This is a genomic window from Streptomyces sp. NPDC001851, from assembly GCF_040297165.1.
Lineage (GTDB): Bacteria > Actinomycetota > Actinomycetes > Streptomycetales > Streptomycetaceae > Streptomyces.
Window position 1 is genome coordinate 42,543 of sequence record NZ_JBEOYR010000022.1, and the last position, 25,098, is coordinate 67,640.

20 protein-coding genes are annotated in these 25,098 nt (G+C 72.1%); 11 read left to right on the plus strand and 9 right to left on the minus strand.

The genetic code is table 11. From position 1 onward, the window contains the following. Positions 1 to 22 precede the first annotated feature (22 nt). Positions 23 to 1,696, plus strand: coding sequence for a glycoside hydrolase family 13 protein (locus ABT171_RS28945; RefSeq protein WP_351248832.1), 1,674 nt, complete (start codon positions 23 to 25; stop codon positions 1,694 to 1,696). 12 nt (positions 1,697 to 1,708) lie between these two features. Here ABT171_RS28945 and ABT171_RS28950 read toward each other — a convergent pair whose 3' ends face one another. The 3 genes from ABT171_RS28950 to ABT171_RS28960 are packed head-to-tail and all read right to left on the minus strand — an operon-like array spanning position 1,709 to position 4,905. Further along, positions 1,709 to 2,731: a TolB family protein gene (locus ABT171_RS28950; RefSeq protein ID WP_351248834.1), complete on the minus strand. Its 1,023-nt coding sequence runs from the start codon at positions 2,729 to 2,731 to the stop codon at positions 1,709 to 1,711. Between the two features lie 23 nt (positions 2,732 to 2,754). Further along, positions 2,755 to 4,014: an MFS transporter gene (locus tag ABT171_RS28955; protein WP_351248835.1), complete on the minus strand. Its 1,260-nt coding sequence runs from the start codon at positions 4,012 to 4,014 to the stop codon at positions 2,755 to 2,757. A gap of 27 nt (positions 4,015 to 4,041) precedes the next feature. Next, positions 4,042 to 4,905: a glycosyltransferase family 2 protein gene (locus ABT171_RS28960; RefSeq protein ID WP_351248837.1), complete on the minus strand. Its 864-nt coding sequence runs from the start codon at positions 4,903 to 4,905 to the stop codon at positions 4,042 to 4,044. A 308-nt stretch (positions 4,906 to 5,213) separates the two neighbouring features. Between ABT171_RS28960 and ABT171_RS28965 the strand changes: the two genes are divergently transcribed. From ABT171_RS28965 to ABT171_RS29000, 8 genes are read left to right on the plus strand one after another with little or no spacing between them, the layout of a single operon-like run. Further along, positions 5,214 to 6,620 (plus strand): exopolysaccharide biosynthesis polyprenyl glycosylphosphotransferase, encoded by a 1,407-nt coding sequence (locus tag ABT171_RS28965; RefSeq protein WP_351248839.1) that lies wholly within the window; start codon positions 5,214 to 5,216, stop codon positions 6,618 to 6,620. Between the two features lie 23 nt (positions 6,621 to 6,643). Then, complete coding sequence (locus ABT171_RS28970; protein ID WP_351248841.1) at positions 6,644 to 7,699, plus strand: Gfo/Idh/MocA family protein; 1,056 nt, start codon at positions 6,644 to 6,646, stop codon at positions 7,697 to 7,699. 30 nt (positions 7,700 to 7,729) lie between these two features. Continuing rightward, a complete protein-coding gene (locus ABT171_RS28975; protein WP_351248843.1) occupies positions 7,730 to 8,704 on the plus strand; it encodes an NAD-dependent epimerase/dehydratase family protein in 975 nt (324 codons plus the stop codon). Next, positions 8,701 to 9,840, plus strand: coding sequence for a DegT/DnrJ/EryC1/StrS family aminotransferase (locus ABT171_RS28980; RefSeq protein ID WP_351248845.1), 1,140 nt, complete (start codon positions 8,701 to 8,703; stop codon positions 9,838 to 9,840). Before ABT171_RS28975 ends, ABT171_RS28980 begins: the two co-directional genes overlap by 4 nt. Beyond that, positions 9,837 to 10,526 (plus strand): acetyltransferase, encoded by a 690-nt coding sequence (locus ABT171_RS28985; RefSeq protein ID WP_351248847.1) that lies wholly within the window; start codon positions 9,837 to 9,839, stop codon positions 10,524 to 10,526. Before ABT171_RS28980 ends, ABT171_RS28985 begins: the two co-directional genes overlap by 4 nt. Further along, positions 10,523 to 11,650 (plus strand): DegT/DnrJ/EryC1/StrS family aminotransferase, encoded by a 1,128-nt coding sequence (locus ABT171_RS28990; protein ID WP_351248849.1) that lies wholly within the window; start codon positions 10,523 to 10,525, stop codon positions 11,648 to 11,650. The genes ABT171_RS28985 and ABT171_RS28990 overlap by 4 nt, the downstream gene beginning before the upstream one ends. Before the next feature lie 3 nt (positions 11,651 to 11,653). Next, positions 11,654 to 15,265: a DUF4082 domain-containing protein gene (locus tag ABT171_RS28995; RefSeq protein WP_351248851.1), complete on the plus strand. Its 3,612-nt coding sequence runs from the start codon at positions 11,654 to 11,656 to the stop codon at positions 15,263 to 15,265. After that, positions 15,262 to 16,308: a glycosyltransferase family 2 protein gene (locus ABT171_RS29000; protein ID WP_351248853.1), complete on the plus strand. Its 1,047-nt coding sequence runs from the start codon at positions 15,262 to 15,264 to the stop codon at positions 16,306 to 16,308. Before ABT171_RS28995 ends, ABT171_RS29000 begins: the two co-directional genes overlap by 4 nt. A gap of 17 nt (positions 16,309 to 16,325) precedes the next feature. Here ABT171_RS29000 and ABT171_RS29005 read toward each other — a convergent pair whose 3' ends face one another. Further along, entirely contained in the window at positions 16,326 to 16,982 is a 657-nt protein-coding gene (locus ABT171_RS29005; RefSeq protein ID WP_351248854.1) for a hypothetical protein, read from the minus strand. A 70-nt stretch (positions 16,983 to 17,052) separates the two neighbouring features. Here ABT171_RS29005 and ABT171_RS29010 point away from each other — a divergent pair, with 70 nt between their 5' ends. Together ABT171_RS29010 and ABT171_RS29015 are read left to right on the plus strand one after the other, a co-directional pair. Further along, complete coding sequence (locus ABT171_RS29010; protein WP_351248856.1) at positions 17,053 to 19,068, plus strand: O-antigen ligase family protein; 2,016 nt, start codon at positions 17,053 to 17,055, stop codon at positions 19,066 to 19,068. Beyond that, the gene (locus tag ABT171_RS29015) at positions 19,065 to 19,964 is read left to right on the plus strand and encodes a glycosyltransferase family 2 protein (protein WP_351248858.1); all 900 of its coding nucleotides are present in this window, start codon (positions 19,065 to 19,067) and stop codon (positions 19,962 to 19,964) included. The genes ABT171_RS29010 and ABT171_RS29015 overlap by 4 nt, the downstream gene beginning before the upstream one ends. A gap of 3 nt (positions 19,965 to 19,967) precedes the next feature. Here ABT171_RS29015 and ABT171_RS29020 read toward each other — a convergent pair whose 3' ends face one another. Genes ABT171_RS29020 through wecB form a run of 5 tightly spaced genes read right to left on the minus strand, consistent with a single transcriptional unit; the run spans position 19,968 to position 25,096 of the window. Further along, positions 19,968 to 20,759, minus strand: a complete 792-nt coding sequence (locus ABT171_RS29020) for a glycosyltransferase family 2 protein (RefSeq protein WP_351248860.1) — start codon at positions 20,757 to 20,759, stop codon at positions 19,968 to 19,970. An 11-nt stretch (positions 20,760 to 20,770) separates the two neighbouring features. Continuing rightward, positions 20,771 to 21,712, minus strand: a complete 942-nt coding sequence (locus ABT171_RS29025; protein ID WP_351248862.1) for a hypothetical protein — start codon at positions 21,710 to 21,712, stop codon at positions 20,771 to 20,773. After that, positions 21,709 to 23,196 (minus strand): oligosaccharide flippase family protein, encoded by a 1,488-nt coding sequence (locus tag ABT171_RS29030; RefSeq protein ID WP_351248864.1) that lies wholly within the window; start codon positions 23,194 to 23,196, stop codon positions 21,709 to 21,711. The genes ABT171_RS29025 and ABT171_RS29030 overlap by 4 nt, the downstream gene beginning before the upstream one ends. Then, positions 23,159 to 23,929 (minus strand): YveK family protein, encoded by a 771-nt coding sequence (locus ABT171_RS29035; protein ID WP_351248866.1) that lies wholly within the window; start codon positions 23,927 to 23,929, stop codon positions 23,159 to 23,161. Before ABT171_RS29035 ends, ABT171_RS29030 begins: the two co-directional genes overlap by 38 nt. Positions 23,930 to 23,980: 51 nt before the next feature. Beyond that, positions 23,981 to 25,096 carry a non-hydrolyzing UDP-N-acetylglucosamine 2-epimerase gene (wecB, locus tag ABT171_RS29040; RefSeq protein ID WP_351248868.1) on the minus strand — a complete coding sequence of 372 codons (1,116 nt, stop codon included), beginning with the start codon at positions 25,094 to 25,096 and terminating at the stop codon, positions 23,981 to 23,983. Positions 25,097 to 25,098 lie beyond the last annotated feature (2 nt).

The following is a 25,098-nucleotide window of genomic DNA, read 5'->3' on the forward strand; positions in this document are numbered from 1 at the left end:
CTCGAAGGGCCCACTCCACACCATGCCCAGCAACGCGCCGTGGTGGCGCAGCGCCGTCATCTACCAGGTCTACATCCGCAGTTTCGCCGACGCCAACGGTGACGGTGTCGGCGACATCGCCGGCATCCGCTCCCGCCTGCCCTACCTCAAGTCCCTCGGGATCGACGCCATCTGGATCAACCCGTGGTACAAGTCGCCGATGGCGGACCACGGTTACGACGTGGCGGACTACCGTACGATCGACCCGCTGTTCGGCACGGTGGCCGAGGCCGAGCGGCTCATCGAGGAAGCCCACCGGCACGGCATCCGCGTCATCCCCGACATCGTGCCCAACCACACCTCCGACCAGCACGCCTGGTTCCGGGCCGCCCTGGCGGCCGGACCCGGCAGTCCGGAACGCGCACGCTACGTCTTCCGCCCCGGCCGCGGGCCCGACGGCTCCGAACCGCCCAACGACTGGGTCTCCTGCTTCGGCGGCCCGGCCTGGACCCGGCTGCCCGACGGCGAGTGGTACCTGCATCTGTTCGCCCCGCAGCAGCCCGACCTCAACTGGGAACACCCGGACGTCCGCGCCGAGTTCGAGTCGATCCTCCGCTTCTGGTTCAGCCGGGGAGTGGACGGCTTCCGCATCGACGTCGCCCACGGACTGGTCAAGCACCCGGAACTGCCCGACCTGCCGCCCCGCACGGAACCGGCGGTGCTGGGCCCCCTCGCCTCCCGGGAACCGGCCGACCCGGCACCCCGGCAGCACGTCGACCACCCCCACTGGGACCGCGACGAGGTCCACGACATCTACCGCGCCTGGCGCAAGGTGGCCGACGAGTTCCCCGGCGACCGGTCGTTCGTCGCCGAGGCCTGGGCCGACACGCCCGAACGGCTCGCCGCGTACGTCCGCCGGGACGGCCTGCACACCGCGTTCAACTTCGACTTCCTGATGTCCAGTTGGAGCGCGAAGGACCTGCGCGCCGTCATCGACGACTCACTCGCCATGCTCGGCGCGGTCGGCGCACCGGCCACCTGGGTGCTGTCCAACCACGACGTCATGCGCCACCCGAGCCGCTACGGCCGCCGGACGGTCACGCGGTGGACCGCCAACGAGCCGTACCGCCCCGAGGGCCCCGCGGACCTGGCCCTGGGCACCCGGCGCGCCCGCGCGGCGGCCCTGCTCATGCTGGCCCTGCCCGGCGGCGCCTACATCTACCAGGGCGAGGAGCTGGGCCTGCCCGAGGTCGAGGACCTGCCCGAGCACGTGCTCCAGGACCCCGTCTGGGAGCGGTCCGGACACACCGACCGCGGCCGCGACGGCTGCCGCGTGCCCATTCCCTGGGGTGGCAGGTCGGCACCGTACGGCTTCAGCCCCGAGGACGCCTCCGCCGCCCCCTGGCTGCCGCAGCCCGCCGCGTGGGCCGAGCTCAGCGTCGAGGCGCAGACCGGCGACGCCACGTCGATGCTGGAGCTCTACCGCGGCGCCCTGCGCCTGCGCCGCGAACACCCCGCGCTCGGCGACGGCACCCTCACCTGGCTGGACGCCCCCGAGGGAGTCCTGGCCTTCGCCCGTGACCCCGGTTTCACCTGCGTGGTCAACCTCTCGCCCGAGCCCTGGCCGCTGCCCGACCACACCGCGGTCCTCGTCTCAAGCACCCCCGTCGAGAACGGCCGCCTCGCACCCGACCAAGCGGCCTGGCTCGCCGTATAGAACAGCGCGCGGCTAGAGCGGTGCGGGAGAAGCGGCCCCCGCGATCAGCAGGCGGGGGGCTCCCGTGCCGTCCGCGGGCACGCTCCACAGGTTACTGCCGCCGACCTCGCCGTCGGCCGGGAGCGCATAGGCGACGGTGTGGTCGTCGAGCCAGACGGCCTGGTCGTCGACGCTGTGGCGTTCGGCGAGCGGCGTCTCGTGCAGGGTGTTCAGGTCGAGGACGTACTCGTGCCAGAGCGCGGCACCGGACAGGACCCGCTTCTTGAAGGCGACGCGGGTCCCGTCGGGGGAGAGCGAGGGGCACTCCACGTTCTGGGCCAGGGAGGTGACCGTACGCCGGGAGAGCGAACCGCGGACCAGATAGGTGCTGTTCGCGGTGTTGAGGGTGGCGTAGAACGTGTCGTCGTCACGGGCGAAGGTGACGCCCCAGAAGTTGACGTCCGAGGCGTGGTAGGGCTTGCCGTCCTTGACGATGGAGTACGTCTCCAGGCTGGGAGTCAGCCGCATGGTGCGGGTGTCCAGGATCGAGGTCCGGGTGGAGAAGAAGGCGGACGCATAGGACTCGCCGGAGACGAAGACGGTCCAGGCGGCGAAGTGGCCGCTGGGCGAGACCCGCGCACGGCTGGGGGTGCCCGCGAGGGGGAAGGCGCGCAGGGTACGGAGACGGGTGTCGAGGAGCAGCGCACGGTTGCTCTGCCTGAGGACGCCGGGGTCGGACTGGAGGCACACGCCCGTGCCGGCCGCCGCGTAGAAGCGCGCGCACTTGAGGTTCGAGGCGGTCCGCCCGCCGCCCGGGTCGGTGGCCGGGACCGAGGCGACCGCGGTGCGGTGCGGGCCGGCGGCCGCGTCGAGGAACGTCAGCCGGCCCCTCTGGTCGAGCGTCACCGTGCCCGCGCTGACGGCGGGACCGCCCGACCGCGGCCGGTTCGCCCGGTCCGCGCGGGCGGCGGCGTGCAGGACCACGCCGGTCGCCAGGCCCGCGAGGAGGAGGACCGCCGTGACGAGGATGAGCAGGCGGCGGCGCAGCGATGTCATCCGGATCCTTGGGGCTGTGGTGGTCATCGGGTCCCGCCCGCCGGTCGCAGCACCCTGCCCGCGACGGCGGCGCAGCACAGCAGGCCGGCCGCCGATCCGGCCAGCGCCGGACCGTCTCCCCACATCGTCCAGGCGGCGCCGAAGGCCAGCGAGCAGCAGAACCGGGCCAGCGCCTGGCCGGTACCGACGAGGGCGAGGCCGCTGGCGCGCAGCTGCTCGGGCACGAGGTCGGCGAGGGCGGCCGGGAGCACACCGTCGGTCGCCGCGTAGAACGTGCCGTGCAGGGCGAGGACGAGAAGGGGAAGGGCCGGCGTGGCGGGGGCCCACAGCAGGAGGGCGTAGGCGGTGAGCAGACTCCCGTGTCCGGCGAGGAACACGGTGCGCCGTCCGGCCCGGTCGGCCAGCCCGCCGACGGGCACCGCCAGCAGCAGGAACACGGCGGCGGTGCCCAGCGGCAGCAGCGTGAACCACTGCTCGCCGACACCCGCGCGCCGCTGAAGCAACAGATAGACGAAGGCGTCGCTGACGGTGGTCAGGCCGAGCAGCGCGGCACAGCCGGCGAGCGCCCGCAGACGCGGCAGGCGCAGCAGCGCCAGCGCCTGCCGTACGCGGACGGGCTGCTCGCCGTCGGCCGCACCTGGCGCGCTGTGCCGCCTGCCGGGAACGAACAGCACCAGCACGAGCACGCCGAGCACGGCGACACACGCGCTCACGCCGAACACGGCGTCGTAACCGCCGGCCGCGGCGCGCAGGATGAGGAAGGCCGCCAGCGGGCCGAGCAGCGCGCCGGTGGTGTCCATCGCCCGGTGGACACCGAACGCCCGGCCCTGGTTCCCGGCCGGCGTCGACAGGGAGATCAGCGCGTCGCGCGGAGCGGTGCGCAGACCCTTGCCGGTCCGCTCCAGGGCCAGGACCGTACCGAGCGTACCGAGGCCGCTCGCCAGCAGGAGCAGTGGCTTGCACAGCGCGGACAGGCCGTAGCCGAGCCCGGCCAGCAGCTTGTGGCCCCGCACCCGGTCGGCGAGGTGGCCGCCGGCCAGCTGCACCAGCGCGCTCACGCCGTTGTAGACGCCGTCGAGGGTGCCGAACCCCAGCGGGCTGAAGCCGAGCGTGGTGACGAGGTAGAGCGGCAGGACGGCGGTGACCATCTCCGAGGAGACGTCGGTGATCAGGCTGACCGCACCCAGCACGAGCACGACCGGGGCGACGCCGAGTCCCGGGCCGCGTCTTCGGCCCCGCTCGGTGTCCGCCCCCGGCGGTGTGGAGCGGTCGGTGAGATACATGATCAGGGACTCCCGGTGCGGTGCGGATCAGGTCTGCCTGCTGCTCTCGTCCCGGAGCCAGGTGCCGAAATCCCGTTCCCGGATGGCCTGTTGGGCCCCGCGCCGGGCGGCCACCGCTGCCGCGACGAAGACCACGACACCGGGGAGCAGCTTCGGCTCCCCGCGCAGCACGGCCAGCAGATCCGCCTTGCTGGTGCGCGCCGACGCTCCGTGCGGACCCTGCCGCTGTTCGACCTGGGCGGTGGAGATCGCGGCCCGGATCCGCCGCTTGACCAGGTCCCGCCAGGTGCGCGGCGGATGGATCACGACCCGGGCCGCGCCGACCACGCGTCGCTCCGCGGGGGCGAAGGCCAGGGACGCGGCCAGGTCGTCCGCCATCAGCGGCGGCAGCGCGGCGATCCGGGCGTGCCCGGCCTGGGAGACCGCGATCACGCCTCGGCCGAACAGCCCCTCGCGTACGGCCGGCAGCCGCTGCCACACCCGGTAGTAGGCACGCACCCGCCAGGCGCAGCCGGCCAGCGGGATCCGCCGTTCGGGGGCGGTGGCGAGAACGCCCGCCGTGTCGTCGTACAGCGGCTCGGCCAGCGCTCGTGCGCCGGCGCTCGTCAGCACGACATCGGCGTCCACGTAGAGGCGGGGGAAGCCGCGCGCGTGATCGTCACCCGTGCGCAGGGCGACGTGCTTGGAAGGGACGGGGATCTCGACCACCCGGACGCGCGGGCCGCGTGCGGCGGCGATCCGCGCGGTGTCGTCCGTACAGCCGTTGCACACGACCACGATGTCCGTCTCGGCCCCGGAGGAATCGGCCCCGGGGCAATCGGCCAGCAGTGAATCGAGGAGCCGGCCGATGACTCGTGCCTCGTTGTGAGCCGGGATCACGATGCTCGTCACGGGGGCAGTATGCAGCCAATATCGCGCATGCGATGCGTGTTTCGTCCAACTGTTCCCGCGACTGAGGCTCGTGGTCTAGATTGAGGACCGCCGGGCCGATTTGGGTGGGGAACATGACCGCATGTCACGGCTCGGCTCGTGAACGGATCCTGCACAGGCAACACCAGCATGCCGGGGGCACCGGGCGGTTGGGGAACCGCTGAAGCTCCCTCGCTTTCCAGTGCCGCTGTGTCGAGGGCACTTCGGTCAGGACAGCCGCGCATGTGGGGGGTGGCATGACCATTGAGGTCACGCATGAGCATGTGGTTGTGGAACACAGAACTCCACAAGGTCGCCGAAGACGTTGGGAGCAGAAGTACCGGATAGCCCTGCTGCTCGCGGACGGCTTAGCGGCCGTTGCCGCGGCCTTCCTGATCCACGCGGCTTACGGCCGCTGGGCGGTGGCGCTGGTCCTGCCCCCGGCGTGGATCGTCGTCATGCTCGTCCATCGCTCCTACGACCGCGGCGCTCTGGGCCTGGGCGGCGAGGAGTACCGACGGGTGCTTCGAGGCGCGGTCGCGCTGCCGGCGCTGGCCGTGGCCGCCTCCTGGTTGTACACGCACGATTCCGGCCTCCTTCATGACATGGCCATGGCTGCCGTGCCGGTCGCCGCGCTCGCCCTGCCCGCCCGGTACACCCTGCGCCGCCGGCTGCACCGACGATGGTCACGGGGCCGGGACCGAAGCGCCACGCTCCTGGTCGGGCCCTCGCACGGCATTGTGGAGCTGGCCGCGGTGCTGCGGCGCGGCGGGGCACAGGAACTGCAGGTCGCCGGAGTCTGCCTGAGCGATCCCGAGAACGCCGCGCGGACCCGCAGGCTGGGGATGCCCTTCCTCGGCGGCCTCGGCGACATGCACGACGTGGTCCGGGCCCTGGGCATCAGCACCGTCGTGGCACTGCCGGTGCCCGGCGCCGACGCCTCCGTCCTGCGCCGGATGTCGTGGACGGCAGCCGTCCAGGGCGTCGACTTCCTGCTGGCCCCCGTGCTGACCGACGTGGCCGCCTCCCGGCTGGCCGTACGGCCCACCAACGGGGTGCCGCTGCTGCGGTTACAGGCGCCGAACCTGTCCCGGATCTCCCGGCTGCCCAAGGAACTGCTGGACCGGACACTCGCGGCGGCTCTCCTCGCGGCCCTCGCCCTGCCCATGCTGCTGATCGCCCTGGTCGTCCGGCTGGACAGCCCCGGCCCCGCGCTGTTCAGACAGCAGCGGGCGGGCCGGTACGGCGACCACTTCACCATGCTCAAGTTCCGCACGATGCGGCCGGACTCGGAGGCCCTGAGGGCGGAACTGGAACACCTCAACCAGAACAGCGACGGCCTGCTGTTCAAAGCGCGGGAAGACCCCCGGATCACCCGGGTCGGCTCGTTCCTGCGCCGCAGCTCACTCGACGAACTGCCGCAGCTGATCAATGTCGTCCGGGGCCACATGTCACTCGTCGGTCCCCGCCCGCCGCTGCCCCAGGAGGTGGAGCAGTACACGCCGGACATCAAGCGCCGGCTGCTCGTGAAGCCCGGCCTCACCGGCCTGTGGCAGGTCAGCGGCCGCTCCGACCTGCCCTGGGACGAGGCGGTCCGGCTCGATCTCGGATACGTGGACAACTGGTCGATGGGCCTCGACCTGTCGATCCTGGTGCGCACCGGGTCCGCAGTGGTGCGAGGAACGGGGGCGTACTGATGGACCAACGGAAGAGGAACCAAGTGACGCAGACCACCGAGCCGTTGGGGGTCGCGGTCGTCGGGGCCGGCTACTGGGGCCCCAACCTCGTCCGCAACTTCCAGGCCAGCGAGCGGTTCCGGCTGCGCCGGCTGTGCGACCTGGACGTGGAGCGGGCCCAGCGGGTCCTCGGCGGGTACTCGACGGTCCAGGCCACCGCGGACTACGCGGCCGTCCTCGCCGACCCCTCCGTCGCCGCCGTCGCCGTCGCCACGCCCGCCGGAACCCACCTCGACATCGCCCTGGCCGCCCTGCGCGCCGGCAAACACGTCCTGGTGGAGAAGCCCCTCGCGGCGACGTACGCCGACGGGATGCGCCTGGTGACCGAGGCGGAGGAACGCGGCCTCACCCTCATGTGCGACCACACCTACTGCTACACACCCGCCGTGGGCCGCATCCGGGAACTCGTCCGCTCCGGCGCCCTCGGCGAGATCCACTTCGTCGACTCCGTCCGGATCAACCTCGGCCTCGTCCAGAAGGACATCGACGTCCTGTGGGACCTGGCCCCGCACGATCTGTCGATCCTCGACTTCATCCTCCCCGACCACGTCGAACCGGTCGCCGTCGCCGCCCACGGAGCCGACCCGATCGGCGCCGGACAGGCCTGCGTGGCCTATCTGACGCTCCAGCTCAACACCGGTGCCATCGCCCACGTGCACGTCAACTGGCTGTCCCCGACCAAGGTACGGACCACCATGGTCGGCGGCGCCAAACGCACCCTGGTCTGGGACGACCTCAACCCCCTGCAGCGCGTGGCGATCTACGACCGGGGCGTGGACCTGGCCGCACCGCAGGAGATCGGCGCGGACGAGCGCCGCGACATGCTCATCTCGTACCGCTCCGGAGACATGGTCGCGCCCGCCATCGGCGAGAAGGAAGCGCTGCGCAGCATGGTCGACGAGTTCGCCGACGCGATCAGGGCGGGCCGGGCGCCGCTGACCGACGGCCGGGCGGGCCTCAGGGTGCTGGACATCCTTGAGGCGGCGTCCCGGAGCCTGGAGTTCCGGGGCGCGGTCGTCGGCCTGCGCGCCGGACGCTGATCCCGTCAATCCACCGAGAGGGCAAGGCACTTGAGCAGCGTACGAGGCAAGAAGATCCTGGTCACCGGGGGAGCGGGCACCATCGGCTCCCACCTGGTCGACCTGCTGGCCGAGGGCGGCGCCCGCGAGATCGTCGTACTCGACAACTTCGTGCGCGGACGGCGGGCCAACCTCGCCCGGGCCCTGCCCAGCGGCGTCGTGGAGGTCGTCGAGGGCGACATCCGGGACGCCGGCACCGTGCGGAAGGCCACCGAGGGCGCCGACCTGGTGTTCCATCTCGCCGCGATCCGTATCACCCAGTGCGCCGAGGAGCCACGGCTCGCCAACGAGGTGCTGGTCGACGGCACCTTCAACGTCCTGGAGGCGGCGGCCGAGGCAGGGGTGGCCAAGGTGATCGCCTCCTCCTCGGCCTCCGTCTACGGCATGGCCGAGACCTTCCCGACGACCGAGCGCCACCACCCCTACCACAACGACACCTTCTACGGCGCCGCGAAGGCCTTCAACGAGGGCATGCTGCGCAGCTTCCACGCCATGTACGGACTGGACTACGTGGCGCTGCGCTACTTCAACGTCTACGGCCCCCGGATGGACATCCACGGCCTCTACACCGAGGTGCTGATCCGCTGGATGGAGCGCATCGGGGCGGGCGAGCCGCCGGTGATCCTCGGCGACGGCACGCAGACCATGGACTTCGTCGACGTGCGGGACATCGCGAGGGCCAACGTGCTGGCCGCCGAGTCGGACCTCACCGACGAGGTGTTCAACGTCGCTAGCGGCACGGAGACCTCGCTGCGCGAGCTCGCCGACGGCCTGCTGGAGGCGATGGGCGCCGAGGGCCTGGAGCCCGTGCACGGGCCGGCCCGCGCGGTGAACGGGGTGACCCGCAGGCTCGCGGACACCACGCGGGCCGCCGAGCGGCTCGGGTTCACGGCGCGGATCGACCTGCGCACGGGGCTCAGGGACCTGGTGGAGTGGTGGCGGGCGGAGCGGGAGGCGGCCGAGTGAGTGCCGATCGCATCCCGGTGATGATCCCCTGGCTCGGCGAGGAGGAGGCCCGGGCCGCCTCCGACGCGGTGCTGTCCGGGTGGGTCGCCCAGGGTCCCCGGGTCGCCGCCTTCGAGCGGGCCTTCGCCGAGCGGGTGGGCGCCGAGCACGCCGTCGCGGTCAGCTCCTGCACCACCGCTCTGCACCTGTCGCTCGTCACGCTCGGCCTCGGGCCCGGCGACGAGGTCGTGCTGCCCTCGCTGTCGTTCATCGCCACCGCCAACGCCGTGCGCCACGTCGGCGCCGAGCCCGTCTTCGCCGACGTCGACCCGGCCACCGGCAACCTGACCACGGCCACCGTGGACACGGTCCGCACCCGCGGCACCAAGGCCGTCCTCGCCGTCCACCAGGGCGGCGTACCGGCCGATGTACACGCCCTGCGCACCGCCTGCGCCGACTGGGACCTGCCGCTGGTCGAGGACGCGGCCTGCGCCATCGGCTCCACCGTCGGCGGCAAGCCGGTGGGTCACGGCGCGCTGCTCGCCGCCTGGTCCTTCCACCCCCGCAAGGTCGTCACCACGGGCGAGGGCGGCATGATCACCACCGACGACGCCGAGTGGGCGGCCCGCCTGCGCAGGCTGCGCGAACACGGCATGAACGCCTCCGCGGCCGAGCGTCACGCGAGCACCCAGCCGGTCCTGGAGAGCTACCTGGAGGTCGGCTTCAACTACCGGATGACCGACATCCAGGCCGCGGTCGGCCTGGTCCAGCTCGGCAAACTCGACGCGATGATCGCGCGCCGCCGGGAGCTGGCGGCCCGCTACGACACACTGCTGCACGACGTCCCGGGCCTCACCCCCGTACGCGACCCCGCGCACGGCCACAGCAACTTCCAGTCGTACTGGGTGCTGTTGGACGAGGACTTCCCGGTCGGCCGGGACGACCTGCTCGCCGTGCTCGCCGAGGCCGGCGTCTCCGCCCGGCGCGGGATCATGGCCGCCCACCTCGAACCCGCCTACGCGGACCACCCCCGCGCGTCGCTGCCGGTCACCGAGCGGATCAGCCGCGACTCACTGATCCTGCCCCTCTTCCACACGATGACCGAGGCCCAGCAGGACCGTGTCGTGGCGGCACTGCGCGAACAGGCCCCGAGATGAACGGGCTGCTGATCGTCGGCGCGGGCGGCTTCGCCCGGGAGACCGCACAGGCCGTACGCGCCGCGGCCGACATCCGGTTGCTCGGACACCTCGACGACAACCCCGCCCTGCACGGCACCGACGTGGACGGCGTGCCCGTCCTCGGCGGCTGCGACCTGGTCCACGACCTGCCCGGCGCCCGGGTGGTGGTCTGCGTGGGCAACCCCGGTGACTACGCGGCCCGCGCCCGTCTGGTCCGCAGGCTCGCCCTGCCCCCGGACCGCTACGCCACCGTGATCCACCCGACGGCGGCGGTGTCATCGACCTCCCGGGTCGGCCCCGGCTCGGTCCTGCTCGCACACTGCGTCCTGACCGCCGCCGTGCGGGTGGGCGCGCATGTCGCGGTGATGCCGCAGGTCGTCCTCACCCATGACGACGTGGTCGAGGACTGCGCCACCCTCGCGTCCGGCGTCCGCCTGGGCGGGGGAGTGCGGCTGGAGCGGGGCGCCTATCTGGGCTCCGGAGCCCTGGTCAGGGAGGGCACGACGGTCGGCGCCTGGTCGCTGGTCGGGATGGGGAGCGCCGTGCTCGGCGACGTACCGACGGGCGAGGTCTGGGCGGGGTGCCCGGCCCGGCGGTTGCGCGCGGCGGACGCGCCCGCGCTTGACGAACTCGCGACGCGCACCAGGGGAGGACCCGTCCTGTGAACCAGATTCCGCTTGTCGACCTCAAGGCGGCCCACGCGGAGGTCGCCGAGGAGGTACGGGCCGGATTCGAACGGGTCCTGGCCGCCACGGCGTTCGTCGGTGGTGACGAGGTCCGCCGATTCGAGCACGAGTACGCGGACTTCGGCGGTGTCGCGCACTGCGTGGGCGTCGCCAACGGCACCGACGCCGTCGAACTCGCCCTGCGCGCCAGTGGGGTCGGACCCGGCGACGAGGTCGTGGTGCCCGCCAACACCTTCATCGCCACCGTGGGCGCGGTGGCCAGGACCGGTGCGCGACCGGTCCTGGCGGACTGCCTGCCCGACACCCACCTGCTCGACCCCCGGGCCGCGCTGGACGCGGTCGGGCCCGCCACCCGCGCGGTGGTCCCGGTGCACCTCTACGGGCAGCTGGCCGACGTGACGGAACTGGCCGGCCACCTGCCCGACCGGGTGAGGGTGGTCGAGGACGCCGCGCAGTGCCAGGGCGCCACCCGCGACGGCCGCTCGCCGGGCAGTGGCGGCATCGCGGCCACCAGCTTCTACCCGGGCAAGAACCTGGGTGCCTACGGCGACGCGGGCGCGGTGCTGACCGACGACGAGGAACTGGCCGGCCTGGTGCGGGCGATCGCGAACCACGGCGGCGTCGCCAAGTACCGCCACGACGTACCAGGGTTCAACAGCCGCCTCGACGGGCTGCAGGCCGTCGTCCTGCGGGCCAAGCTGGCCCGGCTGACGGACGGCAACGCGGCCCGGCGGGCAGCCGCGGCCCGCTACGACGCGCTGCTCGCCGACCTCGCGGCCACCGGCCGGATCGTGCTCCCGACGACGGCGCCCGGCAACGTCCACGTATGGCACCTGTACGTCGTCCAGCTCGCCGGCGCGGACCGCGACGACGTCGTCGGCAAGCTCAACGCCGAGGGCATCGGCGCGGGCGTGCACTACCCCGCCCCGGTCCACCTCACCCCCGCGTACCGCCGTCTCGGCCACGACCGCGGCGACTTCCCGAACGCCGAGAGGGCGGCCGGCCGGATCCTGTCGCTTCCGCTCTACCCGCAGATCACCGCCGACCAGCAGCAGCGCGTCGTGGACAGGCTCACGGACGCGCTCGGAAGCGCTGAGAGGTAACACATGAACAGATGGACCAGACGGATCCGCGGGGTCCGCCTCGCCGTCGTGGCGGCACTGATCTGGGCGGTGCTCCCCCAGGCTGTGCCCGCCCAGGCGGCATCCGATCCCTGCGGAGCGGGTTCGAACCCGGTCGTGTGCGAGAACTCCAGGCCGGGCAGCCCCAAGTCCGACTGGTTCTCGCCCAACGCCTACGGTGACATCCAGGGGTTCTCCACCAGGGAGAGCGTCCAGGCGGGGGACACCGTCCAGTTCAAGGTCCAGTCGAAGGTCTCCTACCACATCGAGATCTACCGCCTGGGCTGGTACGGCGGGGACGGCGCCCGCGAGATGTCCACCGCGGCCCAGGCGGCCGTGACCTATCCGGCCAACTACACCACCAAGCCGGCCGGCTGCACCAGCAAGAGCAGCACCGGCCTGGTCGACTGCGGCAACTGGCCCGTGACCGCGACCTGGACGGTACCCGGCAACGCCGTGTCCGGCCTGTACATCGCCAACCTCTCGCAGACGGACGGCGACGGACTGATGCCGTACCCGTTCGTCGTCCGCAACGACTCCAGCACCTCCGACATCGTCGTACAGACCAGCGACCAGACCTGGCAGGCCTACAACGACTACGGCGGCCAGGACCTCTACGGCGGCGCCGGGCCCGCACCGGACGGCCGCGCCTACGAGGTCAGCTACAACCGGCCCCTGGACATCGGCGGTGACAACGGCATCTACGGCTCCGAGTACATGATGCTGTCCTGGCTGGAACGCAACGGCTACGACGTCAGCTATCTGTCCGGCGTGGACGTGTCCGCCAACGGCGCCACCCTGCTGAAGAAGCACCAGGTGTACATGTCCTCCGGCCATGACGAGTACTGGACGCAGAGCCAGTACTCCAACGTCCTGGCGGCCCGGAAGGCAGGCGTCCGCGAGGCCTTCTTCAGCGGCAACGAGGTCTTCTGGAAGACACGGCTCGCCCCGAGCGTCGACGGCGCCGGCACGGCGAACCGGACCCTGGTCTGCTACAAGATGACCAAGATGGCCCAGAACAACGGCGTCGCCGACCCCGGCGGCGGCTGGACCGGCACCTGGATGGACCCGGCCAGCACCCACTACGGCCAGACCTACCAGCCGCCGAACATCCTCACCGGCTCCATGTTCCAGGTGAACGGCTACCGCAGCGACGCCATCACGGTCCCCGGCTCCTACGGCAGGAACCGGCTGTGGCGCAACACCTCCGTCGCCACCCTCACCGCCGGCCAGACCGCCACCTTCCCGACGGGCACCCTCGGCTACGAGTGGGACAGCGACATCGACAACAGCACCAGGCCCCCGGGGGAGATCGACCTGTCGTCCACGACCGTGGACATCAACGACGGCAAGCTCCGCACGGACTGGGGCAACGTGTACGGCAACGGCACGGCGACACACAGCCTCGTCGAGTTCCGCGACCAGGACTCCGGAGCCCTGGTGTTCGGGGCGGGGACCGTGCAGTGGTCGTGGGGCCTGACCGACATCCCCACCTACAACCCCGAGGACACGGTGGTCACCGAGGACGCCCGGATGCAGCAGGCGACCGTGAACATCCTCGCCGACATGGGGGTCAGGCCACTGACCCTCCAGAACAACCTCGTCACCGCGACGGCGTCCACCGACACAACGGGTCCGGCCGTCACCGTGAAGAGCCCGGCCCCCGGAATCACCGTACCGGCGCTGAAGCCGGTCACCCTCACCGGTACGGCCACCGACTCCGGCGGAGGCGTGGTGGCCCGCGTCGAGGTGTCCACGGACGGCGGAACCACCTGGAAGGCCGCGAACGGCCTGGCGTCCTGGAGCTACAGCTGGACCCCGACGACCCCCGGCCCGGCGTCCGTCGAAGTCCGCGCGGTCGACGACAGCGTCAACACCGGCGCGGTCACCACCGTCCCGGTGACCGTCGGCCCGCAGACCTGCCCCTGCACCGTCTGGCCGGCCTCGGCCGTGCCCGGCACCCTCAACGCGGGCGACGGCAGCTCGGTGGAGCTCGGCGTCAAGTTCCGGACCACCACGGCCGGTTCGATCACCGGCGTCCGCTTCTACAAGTCACCCGCCAACACCGGCACCCACACCGGCAGCCTGTGGACCGCCTCCGGTACCCGCCTGGCCACCGGCACCTTCACCAAGGAGACGGCCTCCGGCTGGCAGCAGCTGAACTTCGCCACCCCGGTCAGCGTCAAGGCCAACACCACCTACGTCGCCTCCTACTTCGCCCCGAACGGCGGATACTCCTACGACGGCGGCTACTTCTCCGGCAGCGACGCCGGCCTGGCCCCGCTCACCGCACTGAAGTCCGGCACCGCCGGCGGCAACGGCGTCTACCACTACGGTGCGACCAGCGCGTTCCCGTCCTCGCAGGCCTCCGGCAGCAACTACTGGGTCGACGTCGTACTGGACACCTCGACGGCCAGTACCACCCCGCCCACCGTCACCTCCACCTCCCCGACGTCCGGGGCGGCCGGAGTGTCGATCACGGCACCGGTGTCGGCCGTCCTCAGCTCGGCCGTCGACGCCGACAACCTGACGGTCACCCTGAAAGGCCCGGACGGCACCACCGTGCCGGGCACCACCACGCTCCCCGCGTCCGACAAGGCGACCTTCACCCCGTCGACGGAACTGGAACTCCACACCACCTACACCGCGTCCGTCCAGGCCTCCGACCTGTGGGGCAACACCATGGCGGACCCGGTGACCTGGTCCTTCACCACCAGTTCCACGCCGCCCGCGGTCACCTGCCCCTGCACCCTGTGGGGCTCCTCCTCCGCGCCCGCGAACACCGGCATGACCAGCGACACCAACTCCGTGGAGCTGGGAACCCGGTTCACCTCCTCGGCGGCCGGCTGGATCACCGGCGTCACCTTCTACAAGGGCACCGGCAACACCGGCACGCACACCGGCAGCCTGTGGACCGACGACGGCACGCTGCTCGCCACCGGCACCTTCACCGGCGAGACGGCCTCGGGCTGGCAGCAGCTGACCTTCGCCACCCCGGTGGCCGTCACCGCGGGCACCCCATATGTCGTCTCCTACCACGCTCCGCACGGCAACTACGCGGTCGACGGCGGCTACTTCGCCGCAGCCCACCAGTCCTATCCGCTGACCGCCACGGCCGACACCGCCGCGCACCACAACGGGCTCTACCGGTACGGCACCGGGCCGGCCTTCCCGAACGCTTCCTACGGCTCCGCGAACTACTGGGTCGGTCCGGTCTTCACCGCCGACAACCCGAGGACGTCCCCGTCGACGGCCAAGGCCTCGGAGGTGACCGCGTCCTCGGTGACACACACCGCCGACGCGCCGGACGCCCTCGTCCTGGCCCTGCCCGCCTCGGCCCGGCTGTCGTCCGTCACGGCGACCGTGACCATCCTGAGCGGCTCCAAGACCGCCGGCAAGCTCCACGTCACCCCCGTCACCTCGTACGACCGGGCCACCCGCGAAGTGTCCGTCCACCTGTCGGCCCCGTTGCCGGACGGCACACGGTTCACGGTCACCGTCACGGCCCGGGACCGGCACCACCACACGGTGAAGTCCCGCGGCTGGACCCTGACCGCCAAGACCGTCCGCAAGAAGATTGGCTCCCTGCATCGATGAGCACCGTCAGTGTCGTGATCCCGTGCTACCGGTACGGCCACTTCCTCGCCGACTGCGTACACAGCGTTCTGGACGAGCAGGACGGCGTCGACGTCCGGGTCCTCATCATCGACGACGCCTCGCCCGACGACTCGGCGGAGACCGCCCGCAAGCTGGCCGCCTCCGACCCCCGCATCGAAGTCCGCGTCCACACGGCCAACAAGGGCCATATCGCCACCTACAACGAGGGCCTCCTGGAATGGGCCGACGGCGACTACGTCGCACTCCTGTCCGCCGACGACCGGCTGGTCCCGGGGGCTCTGGTGCGGGCCGCCGCGCTGCTGGACGCCCATCCCGAGGCGGGGTTCGCCTACGGGCGCCCGCTGCGCTTCCGGCACGGCGGCCCGCTTCCGGCCGCCCGGACGCACAGCACCGGCTCGGTCGTCTACCCCGGGCAGTGGTGGCTGGAGCGGCGCTTCCGCGAGGGCACCGGCTGCATCACCTCACCGGAAGTCGTCGTCCGCACCAGCCTCCAGCGCACGGTCGGCGGCTACGACCCGGCCCTCCCGCACGCCGGTGACATCGCGATGTGGATGCGGCTCGCCGCACACGCCGACGTCGGCTACATCCGCGGCGCCGACCAGGCCTTCTACCGCGTCCACGGCAAGAACATGTCCACCACCGACTTCGGCGGCCAGCTCGACGACCTGCGCCAGCGCCTCCTGGCCTTCGACTCGGTGCTCGCCACGTGCGCCGACCGGCTGCCCCACGCCGACCGCCTCGCCGACGAGGTACACACCCGGCTCGCCCGCTTCGCGCTGCGCCGGGCGTACCGGGCCTACGACCGGGGGCGGACGGGTGTCGTCCCGGTCGACGAGTGTGTGGCGTTCGCCGCGCAGTGCCTGCCGGGATACCGGGCGCTGCCCGAGTACCGTGCGCTGCGCCTGCGCAGGCGGATCGGCCCGAAGGCCATGCCCTGGCTCCAGCCCCTGGTGTGGTCGGCCGTGGCCGAGCGCGGCCGGGAGTGGCTGTGGTGGGAGTCGTGGAAGCGCCGCGGTATCTGATGACCCGTCAGTACGCCTCAGTGGGGCACGGGGACCGGACCGGCGTGACGGCCGGGAGCGACCCGGCGGCGCCCCCGTACGATCCGGTCGAACCACAGCGCGCCGAGGACCCCGGCGGCTGCGCCCAGCAGGGCCATGCCCACCAGACCCCGGCTCTTGTCTCCCCGCACCCGGGCGGCGCTCGGGGAGGTCAGGACGGAGGCGGTGATCCGCGACCCGGCCGGGACTCCCTGGGCACTCTGCAACTGGTCCACATGCCGGGTGTACACGCCGATGACGCGGCGGACCGCCGCTACGGCGGCATCGGCGCCGGACGCCTGCGACTGCACCTGCAGCGAGGGGATCAGATAGCGCGGTGTCGCGCTGGTGCCGCTGTTGCGCGGGACGAGGCGGTAGCTTCCCCGAACGCCCGCGGCACGCAACTCCTCGGTACCGGCGGGGGATCGCAGCTGCTGGATGACCGCGTAGGACACCACGGCGAGCGGCGGCTGGAGATTGGTGAGCTGGTTGGGCTGGTTCCGCGTCACCGGCGGTTCGAGGACGACCACCGCGGAGCCGGTGTACCGGGGAGCGGGTCGCACCACGTGGTACGCCCCGGCGGCCGTCAGCAGCAGCGCGACCACCACGACGTACCAGCGGCGGAGCAGCGCATCGGCGACGTTCCCCGGCGACATGTGAGTTCCTTCCGTCGTCCCGATACTGGCAGGGCACGCGGTGGGACGCCACCGAATGGGGGGATGGTTCATGAGCCTCGGTGAGATATGGGCCATTCTGCGCCGGCGTTGGTATGTCATGGTGCCCTTCACCCTGCTCAGCCTGCTCGGCGGCGCGTATCTGTACGCGACCGTCCCCGTCTCCTACCAGTCGCAGAGCTCGGTCGCCCTGCTGGACTCCTCGGCCGTCGCCCGGCTGGCCCCCACCTTCGGCAACCCCATCTCGAACGCGGGCGGTTCGCTCATCGTCACGGCCGACGTGCTGATCAGGACCCTCGAATCGAGCGACGCCGCCAAGGAGTTGCGCAGCAGAGGCGTCACCGACCCGTACACGGCCGGCTTCGCGCCGCGGAGCGACAGCCCGCTGCTCGTGCTCGGCGTCACCGGAACCGACCGGGCCGAGGTGCTCAGGGAGACCACCACCCTGACCACCTTCGCCGGTGAGCAACTCGACGCCCTGCAGTCCGCCGCCAAGGTCCCGCCCTCGTATCTCGTGCAGACCGCCCCCGTCGTGCTGCCGCAGACCCCGGTGGCCGAGTCGAAGAGCCGCTACCAGGACATCGCCGCCGTCGTCATCCTGGGCGTCGTCAGCGCGTTCCTGCTGTCGATCCTGATGGAGGGCGTCGCGGTGGTCCGCCGCCGGCGCCGCACGGCCCCACGACGGCAGGACGACCGCACCCCGAAGCGGGTACGAGCAGGACCGCTGAGCCGACGGGTGGACGCCACCGTCATCCTCACCGTCTACCTGGCGCTCGCCTTCTTCATCCCGTCGAACCTGGCCCTGCCCGCGCTCGGCGGCGTCGGCACCCCGGCCAACGTCTTCGCCCTGCTCGGACTGCTGTGGTACCTGGCGACCTGGCTCGGCGGCCGTATCCTGCCCGCGCCGGGCACCAGGCTCGCACGGGTCGCGATGTGCGTACTCGGGCTGGCCGTCCTGGCGGCGTACGTCGCGGACGCGACGCGCGAGAGCTCCCACGAGGAGGTTCTCGGGGCCGACCGCGGGCTCATCGGGTTCCTGGTGTGGGTGTCGCTGGTCGTCCTGACCTCGGCGGGTGTGCAGGACCGCGCGCGGCTGGACGTGCTGATGCGCCGGGTGGTGGTCATGGGGTCCGTCGTCGCCGCGATCGGCTTCTACGACTTCTTCGCCGCCACCAACATCGCCGACTCCTTCCGCCTCCCCGGGCTCCAGACCAGCGTGGCGCAGGTGAGCGTCATGGGCCGCGGCGCCTTCACCCGGCCCCGGGCCACCACGGCCCAGCCGCTGGAGTTCGCCGGCATGCTGGCGATCCTCCTGCCCTTCGCGATCCAGCAGGCCTTCGATCCGGTACGCCGCCACGTCCACGTGCTGCGCCGCTGGGCACCGGTGGTGCTCATGGCCGGCGCGCTGCCCCTGACCGTGTCGCGGACCTCGATCATCGGGCTGCTGCTGGTCGCCCTGGTGATGGTGCCGCGCTGGAAGCCGGCCCGACGCTGGGCCGCGATCGGCGTGATGACCGCCTCCGTGGCCGTCTTCAAGGTGCTCGTCCCCGGGTTGATCGGCACGATCACCGGCTTGTTCGCGTCGTTCCTGTCCAACTCCGACAGCAGCACCCAGGCCCGCACGGTCAAGTACGGCGCGATCGTGCCCTATCTGAAGGAGCATCCGCTGTTCGGGCGGGGCTTCGGCACCTTCACCCCGGACCTGTACTTCTTCACCGACAACCAGTACATGCTGGCCCTGGCCGAGATGGGCCTGCTCGGGCTCGTCGCCCTGCTCGCGCTGTTCATCACCGGCGTCCACCACGGCGGTGCCCTCCGCCGGCTGGCCCGCACCGAGTCCGACCGCGAACTGGGGCAGGCCTTCTTCGCCTCGTCGGTGGTCGCCCTGGTCATCAGCGCCACCTTCGACTCGCTGAGCTTCCCGATGTTCGCCGGCCTGTACTTCCTGACGCTGGGGGCGGGGTGCAGCTGTCTGGGCTTCGTCCGGCGCGAGGCCGCTGCCGCCACCGTCCCGGCGCCCCGCAACACCTCCGAAAACCGGCTTCCCCACCTCATGGAGTCCCGTTGAGCACTGTCGCCGTCATCGTCGTCACCTGGAACAGCGCCCCGGTGCTCCCCGGGTTCATCGCCGCACTCGGGGACGGCATGGCCGGCCTCGACTGGCGGCTCGTCGTCGCCGACAACGACTCCGCCGACGACACCGTCGAGGTGCTCCGTGCGCTGGCCCCCGACGCGGCCATCGTCCAGACCGGCCGCAACGCCGGGTACGCCGCCGGCATCAACGCGGCGCTGGCCGCCGCCGGCGCCCACAAGGCCGTTCTCATCTGCAACCCCGACATCCGGATGCGGCCGGGCTGCGCCGGACGTCTCGTCGACAGTCTCGGCGACGGCGTGGGGATCGCCGTACCCCTCCTGTACGAAGAGGGCCGGGACACGCCCCACTACTCACTGCGCCGCGAGTCGAGCGTGTCCCGGGCGCTGGGCGAGGCCGTCATCGGCAACCGCCGGGCCGGGCGCTTCCCGCACGGGAGTGAACTCGTCACCGACCCCGCCGCCTACCGACGGCCGACACGCGCGGACTGGGCGACCGGTGCGCTCATGGCCGTCTCCGCGGACTGCCTGGCCGCCTGCGGTCCGTGGGACGAGTCCTTCTTCCTGTATTCGGAGGAGACCGAGTACTGCCTGCGCGCACGGGACCGGGGATACGCCACGCAGCTGGAACCGACGGCCGAGGCCGTCCATCTCGGCGGCGACTCCCGGGTCTCGCCCCGGCTCTGGACTCTGCTGACGGTCAACCGCGTGCGGTTGTACGGGCGTCGCCACGGGGCCGTCGCAACGGCGTGCTTCAGAGGTGCCGTGTTCCTGCGCGAGGCGTCGCGAGCGGCTCTCGGTAGGAGGGCCAGCCGCGCGGCGGCGGCCGCCCTGCTCAGGCCGGGCGCGCTGCGGGCCACCCCGGGGCCGTGACGCTCAGTCGGCCCACGTCGTGTAGAAGCTCCCGGGGTTCACCAGGTACCGCACGGTGGCATGCGGCACATGCCGCACGCTGTGACTGCGGCTGTACCGGTGGACGAGCTCCCAGTCCTCCCGCGGAAGCACCTCCGGCGTCCGCCGCAGACGACTGAAGTGCAGCGAACCGTCCCGCCGCGCGACGAACGCGTTGGTGTCCAGAAAGGACTCCCTGGCCGCCAGGCGGCGGTCGAACGGCACGGACAGGACGTCCCGCTCGGTCCCGTCCGGCAGGACGCGGCGCAGCGCCGTGTAGACGCCGTCGGGTCCGCGGGGGGACTCCAGAACGGCCAGCGCCCGTTCCAGGTGGTCGGGTTCCCACAGGTTGTCGTCGTCGAGGAAGGCCACGTACCGCGAGCGGGTGAGGCGGATGCCCACATTGCGCACGACGCCGGCCACGCCCGTGTTGCGCGTCAGCGAGACGGCGAACAGCCTTGGGTCGTCGGGCAGTTCGGGGAGCCCGGCACCGTCGTCGACGACCACCACGACCTGGTCGCGGACGGTCTGCGCCAGGGCCGAGCGGACGGCAGCCCGCAGCTCGTCGGGGCGGCGGTGGGTGGCGATGACCGTGGCGACCAGGGCGAAGGGGAGGGGAGCGGCGGCAGCCGCGAGCCGGCGGGTCTCGGCGGTCTCCAAGCGGCGCAGCCGCAGTGCGGAGGGAGCGAGGACGACCTTGTTGCGCAGCTCGAACAGGACGAGCCAGCCGAAGGTGCGCTTGAGGAGCTCCCAGGGGGCGCGGGCGATGCGTCGCATGATCCTCTTCCTCAGCCGGCCGGCTCGGGGGTGATCGGGCGGCCGTGGGAGAACCGGTTGCCGCGCCAGACGTTGCCGGTGCCGGTGGCGTTCCAGGCGGTGACAGCGCCGTAGACACCGCAGTTTCGGTGGTAGCGGGTGGAGAAGACGTTGTCCGTGACCTCGATCCCGGTGGCGCCGTGGCCACCCCCGTACAGGCAGTACGCGCCACCGGCCAGCAGATTGTGGTCGACGACCGTATGCGAGACGGGGCCGGAGTCGGCGAACAGACCCAGGCTGGCAGAGGCTCCCCGGTCGACGGCGACGGGGTTGAGCAGGGTGTTGTGCCGGATGATCAGCTGCCCCTTGTTGCTGCCGCCGCTGATCACCGCGTCGGTGTGCTGCCACTCGCCCCCGTTGTTGCGGAAGGGGACCAGGTCGTGGACGTACGTGTCGTGGATGTGGCCCTGGCCCATGGAGAGCGCGTTGCCGAACACGGAGATGTCGCACCAGCCGACCTCGACGGAGCTGGTGCTCATGTTGGACACGGCGTAGTCCACGCCGCCGTTGTCGGGGCCTTTGCCGGGTACGGCGGTGATGGTGCTGTGGAGGATCCGGAGTCCGCGGTAGCCGGGGCGCAGGTTGACGCCCCACCAGTTGGCGGAGGTGATCTTGCTGTCGGCGATGGTCACGTCGTTCGCGTAGATGTCGAGCGATCCGGTGATGTCCCAGCCCCTGATGACCATGCCGTTGGTCCTGACGCTCATGTTCCCCGTGGCGTGCGGTGTGAGGGGGAGGCGGGGGCCGGTGGTGCGGGCGTCGGGGAAACCGGCTTCCCCGGGCGGCGCCGTGGTGGCGGGAGCCGTGCCGGGGGCAACGCTCCGCTCCGGCGGTGCGGAGTCGCCGCCCGGAGCGGAACAGGCGGCGCACAGCACGAGGGCCAGGACGGCGAGCAGACGGCGGAGCCCGGTCATGTGGTCTCCGGTGCCCGGGAGCCGAGGAGCGACCGGCGGCTGGGCAGGACACACACCGCGTAGCAGACCAGGGCCGCTGTGCCGATGACGAACAGGGCGGGGGTGCCGTCGCCGAGGAACCGCCTCCCGGCGAGGATCGGCAGGGCCATCACGGTCCCCCCGAGGAAGGGCCAGGCGCAGGCCCTGGCGAGGTGGACGAGGCTGATCCCGGCCCGGCCGAGGGCGTGGAGGAAGGCGGGCACGACGAGGCCGGCGGCGACCAGGACGTGGCCCTGGGAGACGCCGACGATGCCGCCGAGGCGCGCGCCGGCGAGGAGGACGGGGACCAGGGCCGCGACCCAGAGGCCCTGGACGAGGATGAGGGCGCGGCGCTGCCCGGTGGCGACGAGGCAGTCGTAGGCGAGTTCGCAGCCGATGCGGATCAGGCCGAGGACCATCAGCCAGGGCAGCGCGTCGGCGGCGGGCAGCCACGTGCCCCCGTACACGAGGCGCACGACCGGAGCGGCCAGGCCGCCGAGCAGCACGCACAGCGGGACGGTGCCGGTGACCAGCACACCCAGGGCGCGGCTGAAGCCCTGGGCGAGGGCCTGCGGCGAGTCGGCGAGGCGCGAGAACCCGGCGAAGGAGACCCGCCGGGCCGCCTCGGAGATGATGCGCACCGGCCAGCCGGACATGTTGAACGCCAGGACGTAGAAGCCGAGGGAGACCTGACCGAGGGTGGAGCCGACGACCATGGTGTCCACGTTGACGACGGCGAGGGCGAGGAGGCTCGCGCCGGCCAGCGGGAGCCCGAACCGCAGCAGCGCCCGGGCCTGTTCGCGGTCCCAGCCGAACCGCAGGGTGCCGGGGGCGGCCAGGGCACAGCCGGCGAGGGCGGCGACGTTGCCCGCGACCGCGCCCCAGGCGAAGCTCATCGCGCCCCAGCCGGCGAAGGCCAGCACCAGGGTCACGGAGGTGCTGAGGACGAAGTTGACCGCGTCGATGACCATCCGCCTGCCCTGGGCGAACTCCCGGGTCAGGAAGCCCGCGGGCACCTGGGCCACGCCGTCGATCACCAGGCACAGGCACATCACCCGCAGTACGCCCGAGGCCTCGGGCGAGTCGAGCAGCCCCGCCACCGGGGGCGCCGAGAGGAAGAGCGCCGCGTACAGCAGGCCGCTGGACGCGGTGGCCAGCGTCAGCACCGTCGGCGCGAAGCGGCGGGGATCACCGTCCCAGCGGACGATGGCCAGGCTGACGCCCAGTTCGTTCGCGGAGAGCAGGACCAGCAGCACGGTCTGGGAGATGCCGTAGACGCCCCACTGGGCGGGCCCGAGGGCGAAGCGCGCCAGCAGGATGCCGGTGGCGAAGTTGCCGAGGCGCATGACGACGGTGTTGATCAGGCTCCAGCGGGCCGCGGAGCGGACCTTGCCGCCCAGGGATGCGGGAGCGGGGGTGTCGCTCGGCTCAGCGGTCCCGCTGTCCGGTGTGCGAACGCTGTCCATGAGTCGACTCCTCGTCGAGCGGCTCGGCGGCGGGTGCCACGGCCATCGCGGGCCGCCCGGCCCCCTGCTCCGTGGCGGGCCCGGTCTCGGCGGACCGCGACCAGGCGGGCGGCGGCCGGAGGGCCGTCGGCTCGTGCGACCGGCGGCGCGCCTCCACGGAGAAGACGGCGACCAGGCTCAGCACCAGTCCCAGGCAACCGGCCATGACCAGGTACTCCAGCCGGGTCTTGGTCTGCGCCACCGGGCTCTGCGGGGCCACGATGGTCGTCATGCGGATCATGGCCTTCGGGGCGACCGACTGCTGCTTCTGGAACTGCTCCAGCCGTTGTCCGGCATACGCGGTCAGGATGCGGTCCGAGGCCAGCACGGCGTCCTCGTCGGTGCCGGTGACCGTGAGCCACATGAGCGGCCCCTGGGCGTTGTCGGCGAGCTTCGCCTCGAACGTACCCGTGGCGCCACGGGACCTGAGCTCCCGGACGGAGACGTCGGAGTTGAGATTGCGGGCCAGGCCGTCGGCCATGCCGGTGAGCGAGGTCTGGGTGCTCAGGAAGGGGTTGCCGTCGTAGGCCACCGTGGCCTTCTGGGAGTTCAGGAGGACCACCGTGCTCTGCGACTGGTAGGTCACCGGAACCAGCAGGTACACGGCGACCGTCAGTCCGGCGGTCAGCAGCAGTCCGGGCAGCAGGACGTACCAGCGCCTGCGCATGACCCGGAAGATCTCAGCGAGATCCATGGCGGTCCCCCCTCGCGACCCGACGTGCGACGAGCATATGCGGCAAACGGATCATTCGGGGAAGGTCCGGTCGGTGGGCCTCGGCCGGGTGCGCGCGGTGCCTCCCTCCAGCAGCACGTCGGCGATGCGGTCGCTCGCGCGGCCGTCCCACAGTCCGGGCCGGCGTGCGGCGGGCGGATCGTCCAGCACCCGGTGCACGGTGGACACGATGCGCGCCGGGTCCCGGCCGGCCAGGACATTGGTGCCCTGCTCGACGGTGACGGGCCGCTCGGTGTTCTCCCGCAGGGTCACACACGGCACACCCAGCGCGGTGGTCTCCTCCTGGATGCCGCCGGAATCGGTCAGCACGAGGCGGGCGGCATCCTGCAGGGCGATGAAGTCCAGGTATCCGGCCGGCGGCACGAGCCGGATGCCCGCGGGGACGCCGATGCCGGCCAGCCGTCCGGCCGCGCGCGGGTGCACGGGGAGCAGGAGCGGGCAGCGGCCGGCGATCTCGCCCAGGGCCTTCAGGAGTCCGGCGAGCACCTCCGGGTCGTCCACGTTGGCGGGGCGGTGCAGGGTGACCAGGCCGAATTCCCCCCTGGCCAGGCCGTATCGGAAAAGGACGTCCGAGGCCCTGGCCCGTTCCAGGTTGGCCAGCAGGGTGTCGATCATGACGTTGCCGACCAGGTGGATCTGGTCGTTCCGGTACCCCTCCGCGCGCAGGTTCTCCACGGCGTCGGGCGAGGGGGCCAGCAGATAGTCGCTGACGCGGTCGGTGGCGACGCGGTTGACCTCCTCCGGCATGCTCCAGTCGCGGCTGCGCAGGCCGGCCTCGACATGCGCCAGCAGCGGTCCGGCCTTGGCGGTGACCAGGGCGCAGGCCAGGGTGGAGTTGATGTCGCCGACCACGACGACGAGGTCCGGGGCCACCTCGTCGAGCAGGGGCTCGAACGCGGTCATCACTCGTCCGGTCTGCTCGGCGTGGGTGCCGGAGCCGACCCCGAGGAAGCGGTCGGGCGGACGGATACCGAGGTCGGCGAAGAACACGTCGTTCATGGCCGGGTCGTAGTGCTGACCGGTGTGCACGAGCACCACCTCGGCGCCCCGGCGCTCCAGGGCGTCCATCACCGGTTTGATCTTCATGTAGTTGGGGCGGGCCCCGGCGACACAGACGATGCGCGGCATGG

Coding starts and splice junctions, on each gene's coding strand:
- ABT171_RS29005 (WP_351248854.1), bottom strand. CDS start 16,982: ATGTCGCCGGGGAACGTCGCCGATGCGCTGCTCCGCCGCTGGTACGTC.
- ABT171_RS29035 (WP_351248866.1), bottom strand. CDS start 23,929: ATGGATCTCGCTGAGATCTTCCGGGTCATGCGCAGGCGCTGGTACGTC.
- ABT171_RS28995 (WP_351248851.1), top strand. CDS start 11,654: ATGAACAGATGGACCAGACGGATCCGCGGGGTCCGCCTCGCCGTCGTG.
- ABT171_RS28955 (WP_351248835.1), bottom strand. CDS start 4,014: ATGTATCTCACCGACCGCTCCACACCGCCGGGGGCGGACACCGAGCGG.
- ABT171_RS28950 (WP_351248834.1), bottom strand. CDS start 2,731: ATGACATCGCTGCGCCGCCGCCTGCTCATCCTCGTCACGGCGGTCCTC.
- ABT171_RS29010 (WP_351248856.1), top strand. CDS start 17,053: ATGAGCCTCGGTGAGATATGGGCCATTCTGCGCCGGCGTTGGTATGTC.
- ABT171_RS28945 (WP_351248832.1), top strand. CDS start 23: ATGCCCAGCAACGCGCCGTGGTGGCGCAGCGCCGTCATCTACCAGGTC.
- wecB (WP_351248868.1), bottom strand. CDS start 25,096: ATGCCGCGCATCGTCTGTGTCGCCGGGGCCCGCCCCAACTACATGAAG.
- ABT171_RS29000 (WP_351248853.1), top strand. CDS start 15,262: ATGAGCACCGTCAGTGTCGTGATCCCGTGCTACCGGTACGGCCACTTC.
- ABT171_RS29020 (WP_351248860.1), bottom strand. CDS start 20,759: ATGCGACGCATCGCCCGCGCCCCCTGGGAGCTCCTCAAGCGCACCTTC.
- ABT171_RS29025 (WP_351248862.1), bottom strand. CDS start 21,712: ATGACCGGGCTCCGCCGTCTGCTCGCCGTCCTGGCCCTCGTGCTGTGC.
- ABT171_RS29030 (WP_351248864.1), bottom strand. CDS start 23,196: ATGGACAGCGTTCGCACACCGGACAGCGGGACCGCTGAGCCGAGCGAC.
- ABT171_RS28985 (WP_351248847.1), top strand. CDS start 9,837: ATGAACGGGCTGCTGATCGTCGGCGCGGGCGGCTTCGCCCGGGAGACC.